This is a genomic window from Nitrospira sp., from assembly GCA_037045225.1.
In the GTDB taxonomy this organism is placed as follows: Bacteria; Nitrospirota; Nitrospiria; order Nitrospirales; family Nitrospiraceae; genus Nitrospira_A.
This window is the reverse complement of sequence record JBAOHZ010000009.1, coordinates 1,361,637-1,375,538: the sequence shown is the minus strand read 5'-3', so window position 1 is coordinate 1,375,538 and position 13,902 is coordinate 1,361,637. Positions and strand designations below refer to the sequence as shown.

Below are 13,902 nucleotides of genomic sequence, written 5' to 3'. Positions count from 1 at the left end.
TCCTTCCGTTCTGCGAATGAAGTGATTTCGTTCCTCCCCCTTCCCTTCGAATGACTCCACGATTGGCTCCCGTCACTGCCCGTTCTACAATTCCTCACTGTGGACCTTGTGGCCCGGTATCTGGGTGAGTGCCGTGTTATACTCCGCGCTTTCCTGAAATTCTTGCTCTCACGAGGGACATGGCATGACTGACCTGGAAATTGCTCGTTCTGTCACTCACAAACATATTTTTGAAGTTGCGCAGTCTTTGGGGCTTCACTCTGATGACCTGATCCCTCTGGGGCGATACAAGGCGAAGATCACCTCCACGTTGAGTGAGCGAATTCAGAACAGACCGCAGGGGCGGTATATCCTGGTCACTGCCATCAATCCGACGCCGCTTGGTGAGGGAAAGACTACGACGTCCATTGGGTTGAGCATGGGGTTATGCCGGTTGGGTCATCGGGCTGTCGTGACGCTGAGGCAGCCCTCTTTGGGGCCTGTGTTTGGAATCAAAGGGGGAGGCACTGGAGGCGGCCGTGCTCAGGTTCACCCCATGGAAGAGATCAATTTGCATTTCACCGGCGATGCGCATGCCGTTTCAGCGAGCCACAATCTCCTCTCCGCATTTGTCGACAACCATCTTTTTCACGGAAATGCGCTCAAGGTTGATCCACAAGGAATCAAATGGCCTCGTGCGCTCGGGGTAAGTGACCGGGCGCTTCGGGACATCACCTTGGGGGCGGAAACCGGGCATCGCTCAGGGACATTTGTCATTACTGAGGCGTCGGAAATCATGGCCGTGCTGGCCTTGGCGAGCGACCATGCAGATCTTCGAAAGCGTCTGGGCCGAATTCTTGTCGGCCTGAGAGAGGGCGGGGAGATGGTTCGCGCTGAGGAGTTCGGCTGTGCTGGCTCGATGGCCGTGTTGTTGAAGGATGCGTTACTGCCGAATTTGGTGCAGACGTTGGAAGGGACACCGGCATTCGTTCATGCCGGGCCATTCGGCAATATCGCCCATGGGAATTGTTCGATCGTCTCTGATCGGTTGGCGTTACGTTGTGCAGACTATGTGGTGACTGAAGCCGGATTCGGGAGTGATTTGGGTGCTGAAAAATTCTTCAATATTAAGTGTCGTACCTCCGGTCTTCGTCCGGATGCGGGGGTAGTGGTGGCGACGTTGCGTGCACTCAAGCTTCATGGCGGAGGGGGAATCGTGAAATCGGGATCCCCGTTGCCGTCCGGTGTGACGGGACCGAACCAGGCGGCGCTGGAACAAGGATTTGCCAACCTCGAACAGCATATTGCCAACGTCCGAGCGCATGGCGTGCCGGTGGTGGTTGCGGTGAACGCGTTCAAAGATGATTCGTCCGATGAATTACGCTGGGTGTGCGAACGCGCCTTGGCGGCAGGTGCCTCGGCGGCGGCGGTGTCGACCCACTGGTCTGATGGCGGGCGAGGAGCCGAGGAGCTGGCCCGGGCGGTCGTCAAGGTTGCTGCGCAAGGCGCGCAATTCAGTCATCTCTATGATGTGACCTCGCCCATCAAGCAGAAGATCGAGACGATTGCCACCAGGATCTATGGCGCCGCCGGCGTGTCGTTTTCTCCCCGGGCGGAACGGGACGTGGCGCTTGCGACGCAATTGGGATTCGATCAGCTTCCCATTTGTATGGCAAAGACGCCGTTGTCCCTCTCCCATGATCCGGCGCTCAAGGGGCGGCCTTCCGGGTTTACGGTGCCGATTCAGGAACTGCGGATTCTGGCCGGGGCCGGCTTCCTTACGGCTGTCTGTTCGGGCATTCAGTTGATGCCGGGATTGCCGAAGAAGCCGGCGGGGGAACGAATCGATGTCGATCCGCAATCAGGTCAAATTGTGGGCCTGGCCTAACTACGCCTCAACGCTGTTTCAGGAACCGGAAGAATTCTGAGTCCGGACTGACGAGAATGGTGGTCTTTTCCTTGAGGGTCTTACGATAGGCTTCCATCGTACGGGTGAACTCGAAAAAATGCGGATCCTGGCGATAGGCATCGGCATAGATGCGGAACGCCTTAGCATCCCCGCCTCCACGCAGCTCTTCTGACTCTCGATAGGCCTCTGCAAGGATGATCTCCCGATCTTTCTCGGCTTCAGACTTGATCTTCTGAGCCTCCTCCGCGCCTTCCGCACGATACTGCTTCGCTTGCCGTTCCCGCTCGGCTTGCATGCGAGAGAATACGGCCTTTTCATTCTGCTCAGGCAAGTCGGCTCGTTTAATCCGAACGTCCTGAATTTCGATACCATAGGCTGATGCTTTTTCATTGGCGCGCTGGGTCACGACGGCCATGAGCTGTGCCCTGGTTGATGAGACGATTTCGGCCAGATCGTGTCGGCCTAATTCGACGCGTAGTTCCGAGTAAATAATATCGTGCAAACGCTGGAGCGCACCGCGCTGGCTCTGAAACGCCTGATAGACCTTTAATGGATCGGTGATGCGCCACTTCGCGAAGTTATCCAGCAGTAACGTCTTCTTGTCCTGGGTGATGACATCTTGCGCATTCGAATCATAGTCGAGGAGGCGCTTGTCGAAGTAGGTGACTTCTTCGATAAACGGCACTTTGAGGTATAGGCCGCCTTCGGTCACGTTCCGGACCGGTTTCCCGAGCTGGACGACGATGGCATTCTGGGTGACATCGACGATGTAAAAAGGCGACGCACCGAGGATAAGCAGCCCGAGCACAATGCCGACGAATGCTAACAAAAATCCTTGTCTGCTCATGGCGTGCGCTCCTGTGTCGAGCTGGATGGGGCCGGTTTGGAGAACCGATCGAGTGGCAGGTACGGCAGCGTACGGTCCGCTCCTTTGCCATCCAGGACGAATTTTTCGATGTGAGGGAGCACGTCTTCCAGGGTCTCGATATAGATCCTCTTGCTGATAATGTCTTTCGCCTGGTTGTATTCTTTCAGTGTCGCGAGGAATCGGTTGGCTTCGCCCTGGGATCGATTCAGTCGCGCCTGCGCATATCCCTTGGCCTGGTTCACCAACTGCGCCGCCTCACCTTTGGCTTTGGGGGTGATGTCGTTGCGATAGCCCTGGGCCTGGTTGATCAACTTTTCGCGGTCTTCCTTGGCGTTGGTGACGTCTTTGAATGCGGCTGCCACGGCTTCGGGCGGGTCGACATCCTGTAGCTGGACCGCGGCTACCTGCACGCCGGTCTTGTAGTCATCCAGAATGTGTTGCAGCAGTTCCTGCGTGTCGTGCTGGATTTGCGCCTTGCCGGTCGTCAGCGCTTCGTCGATCTTGCTCTTGCCGATGACTTCCCGCATCGACGCTTCCGCGGCTTTCCCGATCGTGTCGTCGATGTCCGCGACATTGAACAGGTACTCGCGGGAACTCTTGATCTTATATTGAACGATAAATTCAATCGCCAGGATGTTCATATCGCCGGTCAGCATGAGGGCTTCCTGAGGCACCATCTGCTGGCGCGCTTGACGATCGGTTCGAAAGCCGATTTCCACCCGATGCAGTTTGGCCACCTTCGGTTGCAACACGCTTTCGACGACGGGGATTTTCATGTGTGGGCCAGGATCCACGACGCGCACGGGGATGCCGAACCGTTTCACCACGCCTTCTTCGTCCGGCGCCACAATAAATGCGCTCTGCCAGATGAGGAAGACCGTGAAGGCGACGAGGAGGAGATTGCGAAAACCGCCGGTAGGCAGCAAATTGCGAAGTTGGCCCTGGGCCTGCTTAAAGGCCTGATCCAAATCGTCGCCCTTCTTGCTCCAAGGGTCTTTGGGGTCCCAAACCATGTGGTGGCTCAATTCAGTGGGGATGGCAATGTCGCCAGCGAGTCACCTTAGCAAAGTGAGGACCGGCGAGCAACACATAAAGGCGCCTGCTTGACTGATCAATATTTATTGATATATATTTTTGCCATGAAGGGAAGCACGGTACGAAATCCAACACGGGCTGCGGAATTGTTCCATGCACTTGCGGATCAAACCCGTTTGGAGATTTTGGACGAGCTGAAAGAGGGCGAGTGTTGTGTCTGCGAACTGACGGATCGCCTGCAGGCCGGGCAGTCTCGGCTCTCATTTCACCTGAAGGTGCTCAAAGATGCGGGGATGATCGTGGATCGACGTGAAGGCCGATGGATGTATTATGCCGTGAACGCCGCCGCCCTTGTCGAACTGGATGAGCTCGTCGATTCGTTCAAACAGGCAAGGCGGGCGCGTCGCACCTCCGGCTGCTGCTGATTTTTTTTGCGCCTAATAGATCAAGTAAAATTGATGAATTGAGAGGAGGAGCCGAAATGGACGCACAAGCGATTCGAGAGTTGGTCAAGGAAAAGTATGGTGAAGCGGCCGCAAGAGCCAAGAGCGGAGGCAGTTCCTGCTGCGGAGCTTCCCCTGCGCTAATGAATGTCGATCCAATCACGTCGAATCTGTATTCAGATCAGGAGCGTCAGGGGTTGCCGGCGGACGCGGTGGCGGCATCGCTGGGCTGCGGGAATCCGACGGCCCTGGCTGAACTGCATGCGGGTGAGACGGTGTTGGATCTGGGGTCCGGCGGCGGAATCGATGTGCTGCTCTCCGCCAAGCGAGTCGGTCCGACGGGGAAAGCCTATGGGTTGGATATGACCGAGGAGATGTTGGCGTTGGCCAGGGAAAATCAGCGTACCGCCGGCGTGGAAAATGTCGAGTTTCTGAAGGGCGAAATCGAACACATTCCGCTGCCCGATCGTTCCGTGGATGTGATCATCAGCAATTGCGTCGTGAATTTGTCCGGCGAAAAGGAACGCGTGCTGGCGGAGGCGTTTCGCGTGCTCCGTCCGGGAGGCCGGCTGGCGTTGTCCGATATCGTGGTGCGAGGGGCGGTTCCCTCGGAGATCCGACGGAATCTCGAATTGTGGGCCGGTTGTGTGGCGGGCGCGTTGGAAGAGACGGAGTATCGAGACTTGTTGGCTCAGGCGGGGTTTATCGAGATCGGAATGGAACCGACGCGTATTTACCACGCCAATGACGTGAAGGAATTGCTGGTCAGCACAGACCTCTCCAGCGAGCTATTCGTGGCCCAAGTCGAGGGCAAGTTCATGAGTGCATTCATTCGAGCCAAGAAACCGGCAAGCACTGTCTAACTCCGCCGAGTCGTGCATGCATGAAGGAGCGCGCTATGGAACTCGCATTACCGGTCGATGCGCCGCAGGTGACCACGAAACGGCTGTCGTTTTTTGAACGGTATCTCACCCTCTGGGTGGCACTCTGCATGGTGATAGGCGTGCTGATCGGGCAGGCGATGCCCGGTTTGGTGTCCAGCCTGCGAGGGGCTGAGATCGGGCAGGGCAGTCACATCAATCTGCCGATTGCCGTGCTCATCTGGCTGATGATTGTGCCGATGATGATGAAGGTTGAGTTTGCCTCGATTCGTGATGTGGGCAAGCGACCGGTCGGGCTGCTGATCACCCTGTTTGTGAATTGGGTGGTGAAGCCCTTCTCCATGGCGTTCTTCGCCTGGGTGTTTTTCAGGTACGTCTTCGCAGCCTGGATTTCACCGGCCGAGGCCGATCAATACATCGCCGGCACCATTATCCTGGCTGCGGCGCCCTGCACGGCAATGGTGTTTGTGTGGAGTTACCTGACGGACGGGGATCCCGCCTACACGCTTGTCCAGGTGGCCGTGAACGACCTGATCATGTTGGTGCTTTTTGTTCCGATTGTCGGGCTGCTGGTGAGCGGCGCCTCATCGTTGGCCGTTCCGTTCGATGTCCTATTGTACTCGGTGGCGATCTTTATCGTGATTCCATTGATTGTCGGCGCCGGCCTCCGACTGTGGCTGGTCCGCCGGTATGGGCTGCGGTGGATGGAGGAGCAACTGTTGCCTCGATTCGCGCCGGTGACGATCGTGGCGCTGCTCCTCACGTTGGTGTGTATCTTCGCGTTTCAATCGCAGAATATTCTAGGGAAGACCGTACATGTTGTGTTGATCGCGGTGCCGATTCTCCTCCAGGTCTACATGAATTCGTCGCTGGCCTATGGCCTGATGCATCGGTGGCGGGTTCCCTACGCGATCGCTGCGCCGGGCGCGCTCATCGGTGCCAGCAACTTTTTCGAATTAGCTGTGGCGACCGCTATCGCCCTCTTTGGGCCGGAGTCCGGTGCTGCATTGGCAACGGTGGTCGGGGTGTTGGTGGAAGTGCCGGTCATGTTGTCGGTCTGCACGGTGTGCAACCGCACCAGGCATTGGTTCGGTCAGGAGGTCGGCGCATGAAGGCACGAGTGTTATTCCTCTGTACCGGCAACTCCGCGCGCAGTCAGATGGCGGAGGGGTGGTTGCGGCATCTGGCGGGCGATCGGTTTGAGGTGTTCAGTGCGGGTACGCACCCGGTCGGCTTGAATCCTGGTTCGGTCGACGCGATGGCTGAGGTCGGCATCGACATTTCGGCCCATCGCTCGAAGCAGGTTTCCGAATTTCTGACGCAGCCGTTCGACCACGTCATCACGGTCTGCGACCGGGCCAAGGAATCCTGCCCAAGGTGGCCAGGGAGCACGCATCTGTTGCATTGGAGTTTCGACGATCCGGCGGCAGCCACCGATTCGGATGCGACTCGTCTGCAGCTGTTCCGGCGTGTGCGCGACGAGATTCTTGGGCAGATCAAGGGCTTTCTGGATCAAGAGGGACAGCCGCTCGCGGCAGGTCCTCGCTAGGTGACGGCGCCGCCGCAGGAGGAACCGGAGCCGGCCGTGCACCCGTAGCAGTGGTTCCTCGTCACGATCGGCCGATGGTGCAAACGTGCGGGATCGAAGTTTCGAATGTGTCGAGGGGCGCCCTGCGAGACCGGCAATTCCAGCATCTGATTGAAGTCGCAATCGTAGAGGGTCCCGTCCCATCCGACCGACAGCGTGTAGCGGCACATGACGCCCGTCGCCGCGGCCGGGTTGAAGGCCGCCGCAAGCCGTTCCATGTATCCTTCGTAGTTGCCGCTCTCCAGGAGGAACTCCAGAAATCGGCTGATGGGCATATTGGTGATAGTGTAGAGGTGCGTGAAGCTGACGCCGTGGCGGGTGGCCAGCTCTTTCCGGAACTTGGCTTCGATGCCGTCCTGCTTCGGCGGTAAAAAGGCACCGACCGGGTTGTACACCAGATTCAGCGTGAGCCCGCTTCCTTCGTTGCCGTAGCCCAATCGGTTCAATAATCGAAGGGCCTCCATCGACTTCTCGAAAATACCCTCGCCGCGTTGTGCGTCCGTCTGTGTGGCCTGATAGGACGGCAGCGACGCGATAACCTCCACGCGGTGCTGCGCGAGAAACTCCCCCAGGTCGGCTTGCGAAGGCAGGAGCAGTACGGAAAGATTGCAGCGATCCAGCACCTGTCGGCCTAGCGATCGGGCTTGTTTGACCAGCCAGCGGAAGTGCGGATTGAGTTCGGGTGCGCCGCCCGTGATATCCAGAGTGGGAATATCCGTGCGAGCCAGGGCCTGCAGGCAGAGATCAATGGTGTCTTTCGACATGACTTCCGTCCGGTCCGGTCCCGCGTCTACATGACAATGACGGCAGGTTTGATTGCACAATTTCCCGAGGTTGAGTTGGAGCGTGGTGATGCCAGTCGCCTCCAGCGGATAGAGCCCGACCCGATCGAGAGCCGTCTCAAATGGCTGACAAGCGGTCGTTTGGGCCAGGAGGCGCAGTTGTTCAGACGCGGCAGCGAGTGGATCCCGTCGAGCGAGCAGGCTTAGACCCATCGGATCGATCCTTTCCTCATCATCGGGGGCTCAACAACAACCGCCGGTCGGGCTGCACGCGACTTCCGTGCCGTCCACACCTGCCGAGGCTCGCTGGTAGATCGTGAAGTGAGGGCGATAGGCCTCCTGTGTCAGGACTTGGAGGGTCTTTGAACAGATTTCCAAGGGCACGCCTCGGTAGTACTGGTGATGATCGTCGTCCTCGGCGCTGATGATCGGTCCGGTGAGAATGGCATAGGCGCCTTGCCAGACGCAGGGTTTCTGCTCCGGAAGGATCGCGCACCAGCGCGGGTCGGTGGCGGCGAGTGTGACGGGCGCGGGGCCGAGAAGAAACAGCGAACGAAGCGGCTCGCTCTGCAACAGTTGCGCGCTGGGGCCATCGATGCGTTGGGGCACGCCGCGTTCGTACCGTTGCCCCATTTCGTCCGTGACACTCGAGAAGGGACCGCAGAGGGTGGCATACGAGGGGGCCTTCTCCTCGGCGATGGCTGGAAACTTGTATCCGGTGAGCGTCACCGAGAGGAAATGGATGCCGTCGATCGACTGCCAGGGCGCGAATTTGATCTGGTGGACGGCCCGAAATCCCGCATCGACCATCCCGCCGATGTAGTCCTGCACCTGCAATGCTCCGGACAGGCAATCGCCCCACTTGGCTGCATCATGCACCAGGTATTGCGGCACCACCTGGTCCGAGACGATGTCGGAAATCGTAAACCGGCCGCCCGGCTTGATCACGCGGTACATTTCGCGGAAGACTTTGCGCTTGTCGGGGGCCAGGTTGATCACACAGTTGGAAATGATCAGATCGACGCTGGCATCCTCCACCGGCATGGCATCGGCCATGCCCTTGCGGAACTCGATATTCGATGTTGCATAGCCTAAGTTTCCGGCGACGATGGGCGCGTTGCGCCGTGCAATTTCCAACATGGTGTCCGTCATGTCGATGCCGATGACCCGGCCGGTGGGGCCCACGCGGCGCGCCGCTTCAAAACAGTCGATCCCCCCGCCGGAGCCGATGTCCAGCACGGTTTCCCCTGCTTGAACGGTGTTCAGTCCGGCAGGAGTGCCGCAGCCGTAGGAGATGGTCAGGACTTCTTCCGGCACAAAGGACTTGAGGTCAGCAAAGTCGTACCCGGTCGGGCAACACATCTGCTCACCGGTTGCGGCAGCACGGGCATAGCGATCACTGACTTTCTGGGTGATATCGTCTATCGGCATGGGTGTCCTCTCGTCTCAATTCATCGATGGGGATGCGTCTATGTACCAACCCTTCTCGTTCGAGGTCAATGTGGTCCTATCTGTGCCGTTTCCCCATCCAGCCCTGTCTAGCCAAACACCCGACGGAGGGCCTCCGGCAGGCACGGCCCTCCTGTCGACCTCCCGTCGTCGCACCGGCTTAGAACGTCATGATCTGGTATCCCTTGCGAGACCAGTTTCTTGAAACTCGGATGATCGCAACGTTAGACATGCGGCACTCTTTTTCACTAGAGATACACTCACCGTGGCGCTTCACGGTCTGCTTCATGGAGGCACCCGGTGAATGCCGATACCGATTGTCACCGTATCCCATCCTGATCATTCCAATCTGTGAGGTGGCTTACAAAGCACGGGAGGTGCTTCGTCGGGTCCTCCCTTGCCTCCTCTCCAGAAGATTCGGTAGGCTGTGGCGGCGTCACTTAGTGGTTCGATAGCACGAATGACATCGCTTCCGAACAAACTCTGGTTTCTGAAACACATTCGATTGTTTGATGATATTTCTCCGTCCGAGATGCAAGCGATGGAGAAAATTACGCATATGAAAGAGATTAAGAAACGGCAGCCTCTCTATCTCCCTGGCGATCCGAGCAGCAATGTGTATCTCCTCAAGCGAGGGCGCGTGAAAATTGCCAATACGGCGCCCAGCGGGAAGGAAGTGACCTTCGACATTTTGGAGGCAGGGGAAGTATTTGGAGAACTCGACGCGCTGGACGACGTACCCCGTTCGACCTCAGCGGAGGCTCTCGACGATGCGCTCATTTGTGTGATTCCACGGAAAGAATTTGATCGGTACCTCGCCACGCATCCCAGTGTGACAATCAAGCTGACCAAGCTCATCGGCTTGCGGCTCAAGAAGTTTCAGACGCGAGTGGAGAACCTCGTCTTTCGAGATGTTCCTGCCCGTCTTGCCCATCTACTGGCAGAATTGGGGAGGGCCGAAAAGGGCGGGGGAGAGCCGGAGATTCGACTCAAGGCCAGGTTGACGCATCAAGAAATGGCGAATCTCATCGGCTGCAGCCGTGAAACCGTGAGCAACACGCTTGGGCAGTTTCGTGATGAGGGTCTCATTCACATGGACGGCCGCACCATCGTGATCCTCAACTTGGAAGCGCTGATTGGCCTAGCTGCCTAGAACCTATCTCAAAATTGTTTGAGGAGCATGGTGATACAGGCGAGCTGGACAAATCCGAGGAAATTCGTGGCGTCGTATTCCCAGCGAATGAGGAGGCGCCGCTTCCACTGCAGCCAGGCAACGAAGCGTTCGACGAGCCATCGGTGTTCATATCGACGTAGGTGGCGGCCATCTTGGGTTTTCAGTTTACGAGTGGACCGGTGCGGCGCGATCATGTTGACGCCATCTTGCTGAAGCTCGTCATCGAGGCCGTCGCTGTCATACGCCCGATCGCCAATGAGATGTTCCGGCTTGGCCTCGAGCATATAGAAGTCGTAACTCAGCTGGACCAAGGTGACTTCATGATGATGGGCGGCATGCGTACTGACCGAGAGGGGCAGCCCGTGCCGATCCACAATCGCGAGGATCTTCACGTCTTTACCGCGTTTGGTGAGCCCGATGGCCTCGCCGCCGCCCTTGGCCGACGCAAAGGTGGCGTCGATGAAACTCTCCCGTTCATCGATCGTCCCTTCCTCGCGCAGCGCATTGGCCAACTGTGTGAGGACCTCTCGCAGCACCTCCCGCTGACACCATTGTTGGAATCGGCGATGGACGGTTTTGTAGTTGGGAGAGCACTGCGGCAGGAAGTGCCACTGGGCGTCGGTGTTCAGAATCCAGAGCACCGCCTCCAGGACGGCCCGAGTCGGGAGGGGTTTGCGCCCCAGTCGGGAGTCGGGAATGTGCTCTTCAGGAAAGTGTGCGCGAATCCGCTCCCATTGATCGTCCCGCAGCCGCAGCATGCCCGGACTTATACGGGTGGAAGGTCAGGCCGTCAACTATTTTGAGATAGGTTCTAGCGTCCCACCCCAGTATTTCTCTCCGACCCGCAGGCGAGCCAGCGGGAGCTCCTGAATTTGGACAGTATGGTAAGCGGCAACCTGGTGTCACCGGGTGGTGGCGAACCAAAGGAGCGAGGCAATGAAGAGAGCAAGACGCAATCTCGGAGCGCCTTGTAAGGCGCAGGTCGCCCTTATGAAGAGGGCCACCCCCATGCCTACGAGATTGCCCGCGATGCTCAGGCCGGGACTGCACACTACGTGACGCTCTACAATGTGGTCAGGCGACGAACGCACACCCGATCGTGTGTATTGGGAGCCCTTGCCAGCACGGCCCACGGCCGCGTCGGCGCATACCGTCAGGCACCACTTATAACTGGACAGAAACTGTCCAACCAACCGGAGCCACCTCTTTACTCGCAAGCCGCCAGCGCGAGGTCATTGATGCGTGAGCAACGATCCGTGTGCTGCAGCCCATCGATGAAGCCCGCCGACAGAAATGCGATGGTCAAGTCACGCTCTGGGTCTACCATCCACATCGTTGAGCCACCGCCCATCGCGCCAATGGCACGCGGCGAGGCTGTATAGCCCATGGGTGTTAAGTAGTCGCCCTTGTCCCGGCAATAGCCGCCAAGCAACGAGAAATTGGCGCGATACGGTGGCCGACCTTCAGCAAGACAGGCTGAGACCCACGCTCCGTTGACCATATCCCCTGTGTGATTCTTCGCCGCGTACTCGAAAAGCGCAGGAGAGATTAAGCGGTACCCATTGCTGCTGCCACGCTGGCGCATGGTGTCGGCAAAGCGAAATACATCGGTACTGCTGGAATGGCCACCGCCCGAAGGCATCTCGGCATCGCCGAGCGAAATGGCTTCTAGCATGGCCACCACCTGTGGGGTGGTCGGTACTGTCCGCTTCGGGGTATAGGACATGGGAACCCGGCGGGGATTCTTTGGGTCGATGCCGAAGCTGGAATTCACCATCCCTAACGGCTCGAACAAATCCTCGTGTGCAATATCTCGAAATTGCCGCCCCTTGGGGTCGGTCACCACCAACAGCCAGCCCAGCGTATTGATTCCAGCCATCGGGGTGTAGGCGCATGCAGTGCCAGGTTTATAGGTTGCGGGGGTGATTTTGGCGATCTCAACCGTTTTTCTCAAAATGCCGTTTTCTGCCAGTGGATGGGGGGGTGGCAACGCGATCAGGTTATAGACCCCAGCGGTGTGCGTCAGCAGCATCTGCACCGTGACCTCTTGTTTGCCGCCCTGCGCAAAACCAGGAATCAGGCTGTCAATCTTAGTGTCGAGCGTGAAGCGACCCTGATCGATAGCGCGCAACACCAGTGCGGCGGTGTAGGACTTGGCCAGCGACATAGTCATGAAAATGTCGTCGTGCGCGGTTGCCCGCTCGGGAGCAACCGTGCCAAAGGTTTTCTGGTGCCCAATCTTGCCGCCACGGGCAATGATAATCGACGCGCCGTAGTTGTCGCCGTTGTCGATATAGGATTGGATGACGGCATCCAGGCAGGTTAGTGCGTCGGCGTTCAGGCCAGCGTCACTGGGTTCGACCAGTTGGTTAGAATTTGAGATGGAGGTCTTCATTTTTACTCCTTTCCGGTTTCATGACATGTTCGTAACCGTGCGAGCCGCGATTGCGCATGGTGTACATGACCAACCAAGAAATGTCGTCGTGCGGTGGGGTGAAGGCTGGGTCCATGCGTAGGGCGTCAGCACATCCACCGACATGCCAAGCAGGCGCTGCAGTTCCTCTTGGATGGTAGCCGCGTCCATCAGCGTCGTTTCCGGCGTCGGGTCAAAGAGGATGTCCAGGTCGCTGCTATCAGTGTCTTGGCCGCGCAACACGCAGGCGAAACCCCGAGCATTGCGGGTGCGGTGAGACTCAACCACATGCCGGACCGCAGCGCGGTTCGAGGATCGGCTTCAGGGGCTTCAGGTCTTCTTCTCCACAACAAAATTCGGTTTCAAGTTAATCTAACGTCGCCCGCAGGGCAACAAGAAGTTCAGGTGTTACGCCACGATGACATGAGCCGGTTCAGATGCAGGAAACACACACATATTTGGATAGCCGAAATAAGAAGAGCTGCCTTGTAAGTAAACAAGTCCGCAGTAGCAGCGAGAGCTGGGGAAACGCAGCCCCCGTGCTAGTGTGAACTACATCTGCGCTCTCGTTTGGAAATATTCGTCGTAGCGGTGGACGAAATCTTTCTGCGCCAGCGGCGTGTGGCAGGCGCGGCACTTTGTGAAACCCTCCATCAGCGGCTTGCTGGAAGCATCGTAAGCAGTATAGGGCCCAGTCGCCGTTCTTCAGATTCTCGGGCTGCTTGTCGCCCCAGCCCTGTTCTTTCCCCATCACAAACATCTGCGCAGATCGTCCTTCACCGGCTTCCCGTCCATGCCGGTCATGAGCTTGTCGCCGTCCATCTTGGCTTTGTAAATCTCCATCACCATAACCGTGCCGTTCGGGAAATTCTGTCCTGACGATGTTCCTGCGCCGGTCGGATTGATGTAAATGTCACGGACCTGGTTGGCTTCGCCTTTCGGAATGTCTGTCAGGAATTTCGGCCAGGATTTGTAGCTTGCGGGCAGTGGCAGCATGCCGCGCGGGTCGGTCATGGCCGCCGATGAGGGGACGATGTCTTTATTCATCGGACCGAGCGCGCCAAGCAGTTCGTTCTTTTCCCGTTCGCCGACTTTGAATTTGTTCAACGCGGCGACGAGGTCTCCGACCAGTGCGTCGAAATCGCTGCTGCTGACGCCCATCCCGGCATGGGTGCTTTTCATGTCTCGTCCGGTGTAGCTGCAAGGTCCGCCCGACGCCTGACAGATTTGATCGATCAGCAGCGATTTCAGTCGCGGAATGTTGGCGTTCGCGAATGTTCCGTTGATGCGATTGTCCGCTGCCACGCGGCCGACGAAGTCGCCTACGACCGCGGTGATGGCTGTCTTGCCTCCCAGCCGGTCCTACCTGGTGGAGGGAGCT

The 13,902-nt window shown here is 58.0% G+C and carries 13 protein-coding genes; 6 read left to right on the top strand and 7 right to left on the bottom strand.

The genetic code is table 11. The annotated features are described in order from the left end of the window. Positions 1 to 184 precede the first annotated feature (184 nt). On the top strand, positions 185 to 1,867 hold the full coding sequence (locus V9G17_07085) for a formate--tetrahydrofolate ligase (protein ID MEI2752352.1): 1,683 nt from the start codon (positions 185 to 187) through the stop codon (positions 1,865 to 1,867). A gap of 7 nt (positions 1,868 to 1,874) precedes the next feature. Here V9G17_07085 and V9G17_07080 read toward each other — a convergent pair whose 3' ends face one another. Together V9G17_07080 and hflK are read right to left on the bottom strand one after the other, a co-directional pair. After that, positions 1,875 to 2,735 carry a protease modulator HflC gene (locus V9G17_07080; protein MEI2752351.1) on the bottom strand — a complete coding sequence of 287 codons (861 nt, stop codon included), beginning with the start codon at positions 2,733 to 2,735 and terminating at the stop codon, positions 1,875 to 1,877. Continuing rightward, the gene (gene hflK / locus V9G17_07075) at positions 2,732 to 3,769 is read right to left on the bottom strand and encodes an FtsH protease activity modulator HflK (protein MEI2752350.1); all 1,038 of its coding nucleotides are present in this window, start codon (positions 3,767 to 3,769) and stop codon (positions 2,732 to 2,734) included. The genes V9G17_07080 and hflK overlap by 4 nt, the downstream gene beginning before the upstream one ends. Positions 3,770 to 3,859: 90 nt before the next feature. On the opposite strand from hflK, the gene V9G17_07070 reads away from it, so the two are divergent. From V9G17_07070 to V9G17_07055, 4 genes are read left to right on the top strand one after another with little or no spacing between them, the layout of a single operon-like run. Then, the gene (locus V9G17_07070) at positions 3,860 to 4,216 is read left to right on the top strand and encodes a metalloregulator ArsR/SmtB family transcription factor (GenBank protein ID MEI2752349.1); all 357 of its coding nucleotides are present in this window, start codon (positions 3,860 to 3,862) and stop codon (positions 4,214 to 4,216) included. 56 nt (positions 4,217 to 4,272) lie between these two features. After that, positions 4,273 to 5,097 (top strand): arsenite methyltransferase, encoded by an 825-nt coding sequence (locus tag V9G17_07065; protein ID MEI2752348.1) that lies wholly within the window; start codon positions 4,273 to 4,275, stop codon positions 5,095 to 5,097. Between the two features lie 35 nt (positions 5,098 to 5,132). Beyond that, positions 5,133 to 6,227, top strand: a complete 1,095-nt coding sequence (gene arsB, locus V9G17_07060) for an ACR3 family arsenite efflux transporter (GenBank protein ID MEI2752347.1) — start codon at positions 5,133 to 5,135, stop codon at positions 6,225 to 6,227. Next, complete coding sequence (locus V9G17_07055; protein MEI2752346.1) at positions 6,224 to 6,664, top strand: arsenate reductase ArsC; 441 nt, start codon at positions 6,224 to 6,226, stop codon at positions 6,662 to 6,664. The genes arsB and V9G17_07055 overlap by 4 nt, the downstream gene beginning before the upstream one ends. On the opposite strand, the gene arsS is transcribed toward V9G17_07055, so the two are convergent. Both arsS and V9G17_07045 read right to left on the bottom strand, forming a co-directional pair. Continuing rightward, positions 6,661 to 7,698 carry an arsenosugar biosynthesis radical SAM (seleno)protein ArsS gene (arsS, locus tag V9G17_07050; GenBank protein MEI2752345.1) on the bottom strand — a complete coding sequence of 346 codons (1,038 nt, stop codon included), beginning with the start codon at positions 7,696 to 7,698 and terminating at the stop codon, positions 6,661 to 6,663. The genes V9G17_07055 and arsS overlap by 4 nt on opposite strands. Positions 7,699 to 7,728: 30 nt before the next feature. Continuing rightward, positions 7,729 to 8,916 (bottom strand): methyltransferase domain-containing protein, encoded by a 1,188-nt coding sequence (locus tag V9G17_07045; protein ID MEI2752344.1) that lies wholly within the window; start codon positions 8,914 to 8,916, stop codon positions 7,729 to 7,731. 478 nt (positions 8,917 to 9,394) lie between these two features. Here V9G17_07045 and V9G17_07040 point away from each other — a divergent pair, with 478 nt between their 5' ends. Next, positions 9,395 to 10,087, top strand: coding sequence for a Crp/Fnr family transcriptional regulator (locus V9G17_07040; protein MEI2752343.1), 693 nt, complete (start codon positions 9,395 to 9,397; stop codon positions 10,085 to 10,087). Positions 10,088 to 10,095: 8 nt separating this feature from the next. Here V9G17_07040 and V9G17_07035 read toward each other — a convergent pair whose 3' ends face one another. From V9G17_07035 to V9G17_07025, 3 genes are all read right to left on the bottom strand, one after another. Next, positions 10,096 to 10,866 (bottom strand): IS5 family transposase, encoded by a 771-nt coding sequence (locus V9G17_07035; GenBank protein MEI2752342.1) that lies wholly within the window; start codon positions 10,864 to 10,866, stop codon positions 10,096 to 10,098. 449 nt (positions 10,867 to 11,315) lie between these two features. Then, the gene (locus V9G17_07030; GenBank protein ID MEI2752341.1) at positions 11,316 to 12,503 is read right to left on the bottom strand and encodes a serine hydrolase domain-containing protein; all 1,188 of its coding nucleotides are present in this window, start codon (positions 12,501 to 12,503) and stop codon (positions 11,316 to 11,318) included. A 768-nt stretch (positions 12,504 to 13,271) separates the two neighbouring features. Then, entirely contained in the window at positions 13,272 to 13,877 is a 606-nt protein-coding gene (locus V9G17_07025; protein ID MEI2752340.1) for a cytochrome P460 family protein, read from the bottom strand. Positions 13,878 to 13,902: the final 25 nt, after the last annotated feature.

Coding starts and splice junctions, on each gene's coding strand:
- V9G17_07085 (MEI2752352.1), top strand. CDS start 185: ATGACTGACCTGGAAATTGCTCGTTCTGTCACTCACAAACATATTTTT.
- V9G17_07080 (MEI2752351.1), bottom strand. CDS start 2,735: ATGAGCAGACAAGGATTTTTGTTAGCATTCGTCGGCATTGTGCTCGGG.
- hflK (MEI2752350.1), bottom strand. CDS start 3,769: ATGGTTTGGGACCCCAAAGACCCTTGGAGCAAGAAGGGCGACGATTTG.
- V9G17_07065 (MEI2752348.1), top strand. CDS start 4,273: ATGGACGCACAAGCGATTCGAGAGTTGGTCAAGGAAAAGTATGGTGAA.
- arsB (MEI2752347.1), top strand. CDS start 5,133: ATGGAACTCGCATTACCGGTCGATGCGCCGCAGGTGACCACGAAACGG.
- V9G17_07055 (MEI2752346.1), top strand. CDS start 6,224: ATGAAGGCACGAGTGTTATTCCTCTGTACCGGCAACTCCGCGCGCAGT.
- arsS (MEI2752345.1), bottom strand. CDS start 7,698: ATGGGTCTAAGCCTGCTCGCTCGACGGGATCCACTCGCTGCCGCGTCT.
- V9G17_07045 (MEI2752344.1), bottom strand. CDS start 8,916: ATGCCGATAGACGATATCACCCAGAAAGTCAGTGATCGCTATGCCCGT.
- V9G17_07040 (MEI2752343.1), top strand. CDS start 9,395: ATGACATCGCTTCCGAACAAACTCTGGTTTCTGAAACACATTCGATTG.
- V9G17_07035 (MEI2752342.1), bottom strand. CDS start 10,866: ATGCTGCGGCTGCGGGACGATCAATGGGAGCGGATTCGCGCACACTTT.
- V9G17_07030 (MEI2752341.1), bottom strand. CDS start 12,503: ATGAAGACCTCCATCTCAAATTCTAACCAACTGGTCGAACCCAGTGAC.